General features: G+C 68.0%; 7 protein-coding genes. 6 read left to right on the top strand and 1 reads right to left on the bottom strand.

Annotated elements, in window-relative coordinates:
* The first annotated feature begins 9 nt into the window (after positions 1–9).
* From ACS5PM_RS05855 to ACS5PM_RS05830, 6 genes are all read left to right on the top strand, one after another.
* Complete coding sequence (locus ACS5PM_RS05855; protein WP_439386456.1) at positions 10–897, top strand: DODA-type extradiol aromatic ring-opening family dioxygenase; 888 nt, start codon at positions 10–12, stop codon at positions 895–897.
* Positions 894–1,844 carry a fumarylacetoacetate hydrolase family protein gene (locus tag ACS5PM_RS05850; RefSeq protein WP_439386454.1) on the top strand — a complete coding sequence of 317 codons (951 nt, stop codon included), beginning with the start codon at positions 894–896 and terminating at the stop codon, positions 1,842–1,844. Before ACS5PM_RS05855 ends, ACS5PM_RS05850 begins: the two co-directional genes overlap by 4 nt.
* On the top strand, positions 1,841–2,836 hold the full coding sequence (locus ACS5PM_RS05845) for a 2-dehydropantoate 2-reductase (protein ID WP_439386452.1): 996 nt from the start codon (positions 1,841–1,843) through the stop codon (positions 2,834–2,836). Before ACS5PM_RS05850 ends, ACS5PM_RS05845 begins: the two co-directional genes overlap by 4 nt.
* A 253-nt stretch (positions 2,837–3,089) precedes the next feature.
* A complete protein-coding gene (locus ACS5PM_RS05840; RefSeq protein WP_439386450.1) occupies positions 3,090–5,594 on the top strand; it encodes a TonB-dependent receptor domain-containing protein in 2,505 nt (834 codons plus the stop codon).
* Positions 5,595–5,766: 172 nt separating this feature from the next.
* Positions 5,767–7,047 (top strand): extracellular solute-binding protein, encoded by a 1,281-nt coding sequence (locus tag ACS5PM_RS05835; protein ID WP_439386448.1) that lies wholly within the window; start codon positions 5,767–5,769, stop codon positions 7,045–7,047.
* A gap of 55 nt (positions 7,048–7,102) precedes the next feature.
* Positions 7,103–10,366 carry an ATP-binding protein gene (locus tag ACS5PM_RS05830; protein WP_439386446.1) on the top strand — a complete coding sequence of 1,088 codons (3,264 nt, stop codon included), beginning with the start codon at positions 7,103–7,105 and terminating at the stop codon, positions 10,364–10,366.
* Positions 10,367–10,555: 189 nt separating this feature from the next.
* Here the strand turns inward: ACS5PM_RS05830 and ACS5PM_RS05825 are convergent, their stop codons facing one another.
* The gene (locus ACS5PM_RS05825; RefSeq protein ID WP_439386444.1) at positions 10,556–11,701 is read right to left on the bottom strand and encodes a choice-of-anchor tandem repeat GloVer-containing protein; all 1,146 of its coding nucleotides are present in this window, start codon (positions 11,699–11,701) and stop codon (positions 10,556–10,558) included.
* Positions 11,702–11,726 lie beyond the last annotated feature (25 nt).

The raw sequence follows: 11,726 nt of genomic DNA, 5'->3' as shown, positions 1-11,726 counted from the left end.
GAGAGATCGATGGGACAGATCGTTGGCGCGGCGCTGGTTTCGCATCACCCGGGCCTGATGCAGTGCGAGGAGTTCCGCCGCGCCATGGGCGCCGGCGCGGATTCCGACCTCATCGCCGGCTATGCACGCCTGCGGCAGCGCATGGAGGCCGCGAGGCCGGACGTGGTGATGATCTTCGACAGCCACTGGTTCACCACCGGCTACCACCTCGTCGACGGCGGCAAGCGCTACCAGGGCACCTACATCTCGGACGAGATGCCGTGGTACCTGCACGGCGTGCCGTACGACTACCGCGGCCACCCGGCGCTCGCGGCGCTGATCGAGACGGTCTCGCGCGAGCGCGGCGGCTACAACCGCGCCATCTCCCATCCCGACCTGGGCCGGCAGTACGCGACGGTCAACCTCGTCAAGCAGCTGCGGCTCGAGCTCAGCGACCTGCCCGTCGTGACCGTCAGCTCCTGCCAGAACTGCGAATGGAAGCACTTCCTCGACTCCGGCGAGACCCTAGGCGAGGCCATCTCGCGCAGCGGCCTGCGCGTGCTGCTGCTGGCCTCGGGCGCCTTGAGCCACAAGTTCAACCCGATCGACTGGAAGCCCCGACACCCGCGGATCTTCCACGAGTCCAACGTCTCCTCGCCCGAGAACATGGCGAGCGACAAGGCCGCCATCGCGCTGATGGAGCAAGGCCGCCACGACGAGATCCTGGCGCGCTGGAACGACGAATACCGGCGCCTGCCGTGGGAGGCCTTCGGCGCCCACTACCTGCAGATGCTCGGCGCGATGGGCGGCGCGAAGTGCCGCGCCGAAGGTCAAGTGCTGTCGGAATACGAGAACGCCCGCGGCACCGGCAACGTCCACATCTGGTTCGACACCCTGGGCGAGGCAACAACGCCATGAACTTCGATTTCCCGCTCCAGCGCCTGCCGGCCGTGATGACCGGCCCGCGCACCGAACGCCGGCGCATCCTCCTGGGCGGCAGCGCCTTCTGGGGCACGCTCGTCGAGTCCGGGCCGGACCAGGGCCGGCTCAGGCTCGATGACGGACGCACCGTCGATGCCGAAGGCGCCGCGTACCTGCCGCCGGTCGACCCCTCCAAGATCATCGCCGTCCACATCAGCTACAGCTCGCGCAGCCACGAGACACGCAACCGGCCGCGCCCGACGGAAACGCCCACCTACTTCACCAAGCCGACCACGTCGCTGAACGGCCACCGCGGCCAGATCCTCAAGCCGGCCGACTGCCAGTACCTGAACTACGAGGGCGAGTACGCGGTGGTGATCGGCCGCACCTGCCGCAACGTCACGCCCGACGAGGCCTGGGACTACATCGAGGGCTTCTGCCCGGCGCTGGACATGGGGCTGCAGGATTTCCGCGACACCGACCAGGGCAGCATGCTGCGCGTCAAGGGGGCGGACACGCTGCTGCCCATAGGCCCCGGCATCGTGCGCGGCATCAACCTGTTCGAGCAGACGCTGCGCACCTACGTCAACGGCCGAGTGGTGCAGGAGGCTCACATCGGCGAGGAGACGATCTGGGGGCCGCACTACGTCATCGCCGACCTCGCGCGCCACATCACCCTGCTGGCGGGCGACGTGCTGCTGATGGGCACGCCCTGCCACTCGCGCAGCGTCGACCCGGGCCACACCGTCGAATGCGAGATCACCGGCCTGGGCCGCCTCAGCGGCACGGTGGTCGCGATCGAGGCGCCGCGCGCGAGCGCGCTGGGCGTGGGCCATGCGCCCACCGACTCGCCCGAGGTTCGACGCGTCGCGCTGGGCTTCGACGAACGCGTGCCCGAGCGCTTCAAGAGCAACCTGCGCCAGGCGAAAGGCGAAGCGGCATGAAGAAGGTCTGCATCGTGGGCGCCGGCGCCATCGGCGGCTTCATCGGCACGCGGCTGGCGGCGGCCGGACACGTCCACGTTTCCGCCCTGGCGCGCGGCCAGACGCTCGCGGCACTGAAGCAACACGGCTGGCGCCTGCAGACGGAGCAAGGCCTGGTTCGCGCGCCGGCCAGGGCCAGCGACGAGCCGAGCGACCTGGGGCCGCAGGACCTGGTCATCATCGCCGTGAAAGGCCCCGCGCTCGCCCAGGTGGCGCAGCAGATCCGGGCTCTGCTCGGCCCGCAGACCGTGGTGCTTCCCGCCATGAACGGCGTGCCGTGGTGGTTCGTGGAAGGCGTTCCTGCCCTGAGTGGCACGCCCTTGAAGGCGCTGGATCCCGAGGGCCGCATCGCCCAGGGCATCGCCTTCGAGCGCGTTGTCGGTGCGGTCGTTCATGCCAGCACCTCGTCGCCCGAGCCGGGTCTCGTGCAGCACAGGATGGGCCGCGGGCTGATCGTCGGCGAGCCCCTGGGCGGCCACAGCGCCCGGGCCGGGCGGATCTGCGAGCTGCTGCAGCAAGCGGGCTTCGACGTCACGCACTCCGAGCGTATCCGCGACGACATGTGGTTCAAGCTGTGGGGCAACCTGACGATGAACCCGGTGTCCGCGATGACCGGTGCCACCATCGACCAGGTGCTCGCCGATCCGCTCGTTCGTGCCTTCTGCTCTGCCGCGATGGCGGAAGCGGCGCTCATCGGCGAGCGCGTCGGCTGCCCGATCACGCAGACGCCGGAGGACCGGCACCTGGTCACCGCCAGGCTCGGTGCCTTCAAGACCTCGATGCTGCAGGACGCCGAAGCCGGTCGCCCGATCGAGCTCGATGCCATCGTCGGCGCCGTGCAGGAGATCGGCCAACGGCTGGGCCTGGCCATCCCGAACATCGACGCGCTGCTGGGCCTGACGCGGCTGTTTGCCCGCGTGCACGGGCTGTACCCGCCAGGGGCGCCGGCATGAAGGTCGACGGCGCTTTCCCCACCGCATCGCCGGCGAGGAGGTCGGGCCGAGGAGTCGCTGGAGACCGTCCGCGTTACATCGCTGACGCGGGTTGAGGAGCTTGACCGGGCCCGACGGACGGCAGAGTATTGAAGCCCCCTCGAGAGGAGGCACTGTGCATCACGCTCTCCTCGGCTCGCTCCGGCAGCCCCGTCTCACCCCGCTGGCCGCCAGGCTCGCCGCCTCGTCGTTCGCGGCGCTCCTCGCAGGGCCCGTGATCGCCCAAACCGCGGCCGCGCCCGCTGCCGCTGCGGCCTCCGCGCCGATGCCGGACACCGCCGCGGCCCCGCCCACGCCCGCCCGGCAGGCCGATTCGTTGAACCTCGAGCGCATCGTTGTGACCACCGCGTCGATGGCCAGGTCCAAGCTGAGGAGTTCTCTGTCGGTGACCACCATCGACGACGACCTCGTCAGGGCGATGAACCCGCAGACGCAGGCCGAAGTGCTGCGCCTCATCCCGGGCATGATCGACCAAGGCGGCAACGGCCCCGGCGGCAACGCGAACATCAGCGTGCGCGGCCTGCCGGTCACCACGGGCGGCTCGCCGTTCGTGCAGATCCAGGAAGACGGCCTGCCGACAGTGCTCTTCGGCGACATGAACTTCGGCAACAACGACTACTGGATCCGCTTCAACCGCTCGAACAGCATCGAGGCGGTGCGCGGAGGCTCGGCCTCGGTGCTGGCGTCGGGCGCCCCCGGCGCGGTCATCAACTTCGTGTCCGACACCGGCACGGTCGGTGGCGGCTCCGTCGGGCTGGAATCGGCGTTGAACTACAACGCGACCAAGGGCTACTTCACCGCGGCTGGCGCGCTCGCTGAAGGCCTGCACTTCCATGCCGACGGCTTCGTCATCCAAGGCCGCGGCCTGCGCGACCCGGGGTTCGACGCGCAGAAGGGCTACCAGATCAAGGCCAACCTGACCAAGGACCTGGGCACGCTCGGCTATGTCCGCTTCAACGTGAAGCTGCTCGACGACACCGAGCCGCTTTACACGTCGTACCCGTCGCTCGTGCATGCCGGCTCGAGCGGCTTCACCGGCCTGTCTCCGTTCCCGGGCTTCGATGCCCGCACCGGCTCCACGGTAGGCGTGTACAACGAAGTGATCAACGTCGTCGACAGCACGACGGGCCAGTTGACCCGGCGGAGGACCGACGGCCTGCATCCCGTGGCCAACGCCTACGGCTTGCAGCTGCACCTGACACCGGGGGGCGGTTTCACGATCGACGACAAGTTCCGCTACACGCAGATGCGCGGCACCTTCTCGAACAACACGATGGGCCTGGCCATGCCGTCGAGCATCATCGGATCGACGGTCAACGGCCAGACGGTGGGCAGCATCGTCTACGCCAACGGCCCGTCCAAGGGCCAGGCGTTCACCGGCAGCTACCTGAACACCGGCACGCAGACCTTCACGCGCATGAGCGACATGGGTAGCAGGGCCAACGACCTGAACGCGAGCAAGACCTTCGACCTTGCGGGCGGCAAGACGAGCGTCACCGGTGGCCTCTTCTACATGGACCAGCACATCGCGCAGGACTGGCACATCAACGCGCACTACCAGACGCTCGAGGGGGTGAACCCGGCGGGCCTGGATCTGCTGAGCACCACGGGCCAGCTGCTGACGCTGAACGGCGTGTCCGGCTTCAACACGGCCCGGGGCCCTGGGGTCAACCGCACCTACGACCTCAGCGCCGCGAACACCGCGCCCTACCTGACCGCCAACTGGGAAAGCGGCGCCCTCCAGCTCGACGCGGGGGTGCGCCACGACATGCTGCGCGTCAACGGCTGGGCCGAGTCCGCCAGCGCGGCAACGACGCAGACCAGCCTGATCGACGGCTCGCTCGTGTCGAGTTCGGTGCTGGACCCGGCCACCCGCGAGGCGCTGCACTACGACGCGAGCTACAGCTCCTACTCGGTGGGCGCCCTGTACGCGGTGAACAACGACACCAGCGTGTTCGGCCGCGTCAGCCGCGGCGGCCGCTTCAACGTCGACCGCAACATCCTGTCCGGCTACACCAACCCCGATGGCTCGCTCAACGACTCCGGCCGGCAGAAGGTCGTCAGCCACGTCAAGCAGCAGGAGATCGGCGTGAAGAACCGCGGGCAGTTCGGCGAACTGGCCTACAGCGCGAACGCCACGCTGTTCCACAGCAGCTATGGATCCTCGAACTTCGACCTGACGCAAGGCCCGACCGGCACCTACTACCAAAGCGCCTACGAGTCGACCGGCGTGGAACTGGAGGGCTCGCTGAGGTCGGGCGGCTTCGCGATGGTGGCCAGCATGACCTGGACCGACGCGAAGGTCACCGCCAACGCCCAGGGCGCCGATCCGCAGAACCTGGTCTCCTCTGGCGTCGGCAACCGGCCCGCGGGCGTGCCGGACCTGATGTACATGCTCGCGCCGAGCTACCGGATCGGCGACTTCATGGGCGGCGTGATGATCGTCGGCCGCGGGCGCAGCAACGTCAACACCAGCTCGCAGTACTTTGCCCCGGCCGAGGTGCTGGTGAACATGAACATGAGCTGGAGATTCATGCCCGGCGCCACCGTGGACCTGAACGTGCACAACCTGTTCGACAAGCTGTTGGCCGACGGCCATCTGAACCAGAGCAGCCTCGCCAGCCTGCAGGCCAACGGCACCATCAATGGGCTGCCGGTCGGCACAGGCGGTGTCCTCAACGGGCGCGCCGTGGTGCTGGGTCTGAACTACGAGTTCTGAAGGGCCGCGTTGTCATCCTGGGCGCAGGCCCTGCCGGCTGGATGACGGCCGCGGCGCCGGACAAGTCCATCCACCGCCATGGCGACATCACGCTGATCGAGTAGAACCTGGTGCATTGCGCGGCTCTATATTCGCGGTAGCCACCGACCGGGACGGTGGTCGCTTGCAAGCAATGATTCACACCCTCCCTTTCCGTCCATGGCGCCGCAGCCTCCTCCTGTTCACCCTGCTGATGGCCGCCGATGTGAACGTCGCCGTGGCCGCCCCGAAGACGATTGCCGTGTGGTCGGGCAGTACCGACCAGCGAGGCTTGCTCAAGGCCGCGACACTTGCTTTCAACAGTGCGCAGCAGGACTACAGGGCCGAGTTGTATGCGGCCAACTACCAAAACTATGCGGACTGGGTGCAGAGCGTAGCCGTCTCCGGAGCGCTGCCGTGCCTGCTGGAAGTCGACGGGCCGTTCGTCGCCGGATTCGCCTGGCGAGGCTATCTGCAGGCGCTGGACAAGTTCGTCTCGCCCGAAATGCGAAGCGACTTGCTGCCATCCATCCTGGCCCAGGGAACCTACGACGGACACCTGTACAGCCTCGCACAACGCGATTCCGGGCTCGGCCTCTGGGCGAACCGCCGCTACCTCAGGGCCGCCGGCGTGCGCATCCCCACCGTCGCCCAGCCGTGGACATTGGCGGAGTTCGAGCAGGCGATGGACAAGCTCGCCCGGGTCGATGGCGTGGACTATCCACTCGACCTCGCCGTCTACACAGGAGCGAGCGAGTTCTTTGCCTACGCCTACCTGCCGATACTGGCCGGCTTCGGAGGCGACTTCATCGACCGCGCGAGCTACCCCAAGGCCGGCGGCGTGCTCGACGGGCCGCAGTCGGTCGCGGCAATGACACGCCTGCAGGGTTGGTTCCGCGAGGGTTGGGCTCGTGCGGTCGATCGCAACGACGACTTTGAAAAGGGCAAGACGGCCCTGGCATGGACAGGGCATTGGCGGTACACCCCCTTCCGCGCGGCATTGGGCGACGACCTGATCCTGCTGCCCTTGCCCGACTTCGGGCACGGGCTCAAGACCGGCATGGGCTCGTGGGGCTGGAGCATCACGAGCACCTGCCCGGAGCCGGCCGGCGCGTGGGCGTTTCTTTCCTATCTGATGTCAGCGGACGAAGTGCTTCGCATTTCGGATGCCATCGGTGCAGTCCCCGCCCGCAAGTCGGTGCTCCCGCGGTCCAAGCTCACCGGCAGCCATGGCGCGCTGAACGTGTTCGCGCAGCAGCTCTTCATGGGTCACGGATTCCCGCGTCCGGCAACGCCGGGCTACGGCACGATCAGCAAGGCGTTTGCGACGGCCGTGGGCGCCATCATTGCCGGCGCTGACGTGCAGACCGAGCTGACCCGTGCCGCTCACACGATCGACGAAGACATCGCGGCCAACCGCGGGTATTCGAAATGACGCGGCCAGCGCGGAGCACCATCGTCATCGTCATCGCCATCGCCCGGGCCGAGTCATGAAGTTCGGCATCAAGCAGAAGATACTGCTCGTGCTGGTCGGCGTTCTGGCGCTCAGCACGGCGCTGAACGCGCTGCTCGCCTCCTTCTTCACGAACCGGCAGAACGAGCAGGCGGCCTTTGCAAGCCTCAGCAACGATCTGCAGGCGTGGCAGAGCGATCTGCAGGCCATGACCCAGCAGCTGAAGGGCGTTGCGCTCGCCACGGTCGGCGACGCGGCGATTCTCAACCAGCTCGGCGAGCTCAGTTCGCTGGAGTTCAACCTCGCGGACCCCGCCCGGGCCGCCGAGCGACGAGAGATGGCGAGGACTCTCGGCTACCGGAAAACAGTGGCCCTGAATCGCCTGCAACTGGCGTTGCGCACCGGCGGCTTCTCCAGCATCGCGGTCTATACCCGGGGGCAGCTGAGCCATGTCATCTCGGCAGTCGATGCGGGCATGAGCGTCACGCGGGAGGACGGTCGCCAGGCATGGACCGCCGCGACGGCCAACGCCCAAGGCGACATTCCGTTCCAGGGTTGGCCGGCCTGGAGCGAAGCGCCCTTGCCGCCATTCCCGATGGCGGACGCTCGTTTCGACGCGTCGCCCGGGCGGCCCGGCGTTTCATTCGTCTTTCCCGCGCCTGGGGAGTCGGTGATGGAGATCGCGGTACCGGTGCAGGGCTACGTCGACGATGTGCTGACCGATGCCCTGCACGCCCCGGTCGTGCGCTTCTTCTCGGAACTGTCGGTGGGCGGTGAACCGGGACCGCAACATCCCGCCGCGGCGAGCCAGGCCGCGCCCCCGCCAGGCAGAACGTCGCGCATCGTGGCCGTGGTCGTCTTTCGCAAGGTGATCGGCCGCGCGATGCTGGAGAACGTGACGCAGAAGACCGGCAAGTCGCCGGTGCTGCTGTCGCCGGACGGCCATCACAGGCAGCAGTTGGACGACCAGCCCGTCATCCCGCCGGAGATGCTGCAGCAAGCCCAGGCCACGCTTTTTCCCCAGGCGTCGGGCCCCCTGCAGCGCTCGGTCACTGTCGGCGAAAAGTCGTTCTACGTCGCCTTGCTGCCTTGGCAGTTCGAGAACCAGCCGCGTCTGCTGCTGGCCCTGGCCACACCGCGAGACAGCACGCTCGACAACATCCGGCAGACGGTCGTGGCCATCCTGCTGGCGGCGGGCGCCACCATGCTGCTGAGCGTGGCGGTGGGCCTGTGGTGGGTGAAGCGCTTCATGGATCCCATCGTCAACCTGACCTCCGCGGTGAAGGAGATCACCTCCCGCAACCGGCTCGAAGAGGGCCCGCAGCAGCAGGTGCTGGAGAGGCTGCAGCACGTCGTCATCGAGGCCCCGGACGAGGTCGGTGCGCTGGCCCGGGCCTTCAACGACATGCTCGGCGAGCTGCAGCAATCGTTCGAGACGCTGGAGCAGCGCGTGCAGGCTCGCACGGCCGAGCTGCGCCAGCAGGCGCGCTACCTTCGCACGCTGATCGACATGCTGCCCATGTGGGCCTGGTTCAAGGACACCGAAGGCCGCTTCCTGGCCGTCAACCAGGCCGCGGCCCAGACCCGCGGCAAGAGCCCGGACGAACTCGTCGGCAAGTCCGATCACGATGTGTCGCCGCGCGAACAGGCCGACGCCTACCGCGCGGACGACCTGGAGGTCATGAGCTCGCGCCGCCAGAAGACCCTGGAAGAAGCCCACAGCCTGCCGGGCGGCACCCTCTGGCTGGAGACCTTCAAGGCCCCGGTGCTCGACGAGGACGGCACCGTGCTGGGAACGGTCGGCGTGGCCCGCGACATCAGCGAGCGCAAGGCGGCCGAGGCCGCCCGCGAGACCGCGCTGGCCGAGGCTCAGCGATTGGCTCGCATGCGCAGCGAGTTCCTGGCGCAGATGAGCCACGAGCTGCGCACGCCGCTCAACGGCATCCTGGGCTTCGCGCAGATCCTGCAGCGGGACCAGTCCCTCAACCCGCGCCAGGCACGGGCGGTGAAGATCATCGAAGAGAGCGGACTGCACCTGCTCAGCCTCATCGACGACGTGCTGGACATGGCGCGCATAGACGCCGCCAAGCTGAGCCTGAACCCGAGCGAGATCGACCTGCCGAGGTTCCTGGAGGCGGTGTGCGACATCGTCCGCGTGAGGGCCGAGCAGAAGAACCTGCTGTTCAACTACCGCACCGCCGGCAGGTTGCCGGCCGCCGTGCGGGCCGACGAGAAGCGCCTGCGCCAGGTGCTGCTCAACCTGCTGTCCAACGCCATCAAGTTCACCGACAGCGGAGAGGTCACGCTGCAGGTGCGCGCACTGGGGACAAGCTCGAGGTTGCGGCGGGATGCCCACAGTGCGCCGGCGACGGTGCGGCTGCGCTTCGAGGTGCAGGACAGCGGCATAGGCATGAGCGAAGAGCAACTGGCACGCCTGTTCCAGCCCTTCGAGCAGGTCGGCGACAGCCCGCGGCGCGAGGGTGGCACCGGCCTCGGCCTGGCCATCAGCCGGCAGCTCGTGCGCCTGATGGGCGGCGATGTGCAGGTGCGAAGCCGGCCGGGCGAAGGCAGCATCTTCTCGTTCGAGCTCGAGCTGCCGACAGCGCAGCCGCGGGCCCCCTTGGCCCTGGGGCGCGGCACGCCGACGGGCTATGAAGGGCCACGCAGGAGGGTGCTGGTCGTCGACGACGTGCCGCAGAACCGCGCCATGCTGTTCGATCTGCTGAATGCGGTGGGATTCGAAGTCCTCGAAGCCGGCGATGGCCAGGAGGGCCTCGAGGTGGCCGGCAGAACCCGGCCGGATCTCATCATGCTGGACGCGATGATGCCGGTGATGGACGGCTTCGAGGCGACCCGGCGCCTCAGGCAGTTGCCGGCGCTGGCCCACGTCCGGATCATCGCCACTTCGGCCAGCCCCACCCGCGAGGTCGAGAAACGCTTTCACACGGCGGGCGCAGACGCCTTCGTCCCCAAGCCGATCGATCGGGCCATCCTGCTCGAGACCTTGGGGCGCCTGATGGGCCTTTCGTGGGTTTACGGCGTGCACAGCACCACGAGAAGGCCCGGCGATGGCGAAGAGGATCGCAACAACTTCGAGTACCCGCCCCCGGAAGAGATGCAGGCGCTGCGCGAACTCGCCACCATCGGCAACATGCAGTCGCTTCGAGAGCGCGCGGAGTTGCTCAGGACTCTTGACGCGCGCTACGCCTCGTTCGCCGAGCGCCTGATCACCTTGGCGGAGACTTTCCAGTCGCAGGCCATCACTTCGCTGGTGGAGTCAGCCCCCCGGGAAGGCCGCTGAACCGCGCCAGGGCCCGGCCATGCCGCTGGAGGTTGCCCCCAGCCGCTTCGGGCACGCGGGCTGCGCTGGCTCGATGCCGGCCAGGACGCGACCGCCATCCCGTGGAACCGGTCAGCCGGCATGAAGGCCGCTTTGCTGCAGGAACTCGCCGATGTCATCGCTGGACAGCGATTGCTGAAGGCGGGCTGATCAGGGCGGCGGCGCGAAGCGGAAGATCTGGCCTTCGTCAGCCGTGCGGCCGTAGATGTAGCCGTCGCGCGCCTGGAACAGGCCGTCGCGCGGGAAGCTGCCCTGCTTGCTGTGACGCACGAAATTGAACAGCTTCTCGTAGAGGCTCCCATCCGGGCGAACGCGGTAGATGACGCCGAACTCGTCCTGGCCCCCAAAGGCCATCCCGTAGAGCCAGCCATCGGTGGCCAGGATGGGCGCCGTCTCCGGCCAGCAGCCCAGGCGGCAGAAGAACCGGTGCACGTCCGTCACCTCCCCGCCCGGACTGACCCTGATCACGCGGTCTCCGCTGCCCGTGCCCTGGTGGCGTTTCCATCGGTTCGTCAGGTAGATGTAGCCATCGCTGCCGACGACCATGTCGAGGTTCACGTCGCGATCGCTGAAGACCTGCAGGACCTCGAGCCTGCCGGTCTCGTCCATTCGGAACAGCGCCTGGCCGACCGGATCGACGAGGTGATGGGCCAGGCCATAGACGAAGCCGTCGCCTCGCGCGGCCAAGGCCTGAGGGTAGGCGAAGATGCCGTCGAACCAGCCGTAGATCTCGCCCGCGTAATCCGGCGCTTCATAGCGTTCCATCTGCCCGTAGTCGCTTTGCGGCGTGAAGTACCGGGCCACCCGGATCCCGCCGCCCGGCCAAGGCACCGGCGGCACGAAGCCGGCATAGCCTTCGGCTTCGGTGAAGGCATGAACGACTTCGGGCTGTCCGCCCACAGGAATGCGGAACAAGGTCCCGCGGTTGTGCGCCCCATACGAATCCGTCTTGCCCCACAGCACGCCCTGCTCGTCGACCATCAAGGTCGACGGATGGCAGCCGATGGCACCGCCGGCATTCACCGGCGTGAAGCTGCCGTCGCGCGGGTCGAACACCAGGAAGACGCCACAGGGCAGCGAGGACGTGGCGGAAAACGAGAAGAAGATCCTGTCATCGCCCCCCTGCGCAGCCCGCCCGGTACGCTGGGCATCTTCGTAAGGGTGCGCCAGCGAAAACAGCACCTCCAGCTTGAGCGTTCCGGCCAAGACGCCGGACCCCAGCATCAGCGCGCCGAGTCCGAGGACCGAGCGGCCGAGGAGCCGCCAGTACCCGCCGTTGGAAATGAGTCGCGGCATGCGAACCTCCATGAGGCATACGGGC

The organism is Ideonella flava, from assembly GCF_051857595.1.
Lineage (GTDB): Bacteria > Pseudomonadota > Gammaproteobacteria > Burkholderiales > Burkholderiaceae_C > Ideonella.
This window is presented reverse-complemented; position numbering and strand designations above follow the sequence as displayed.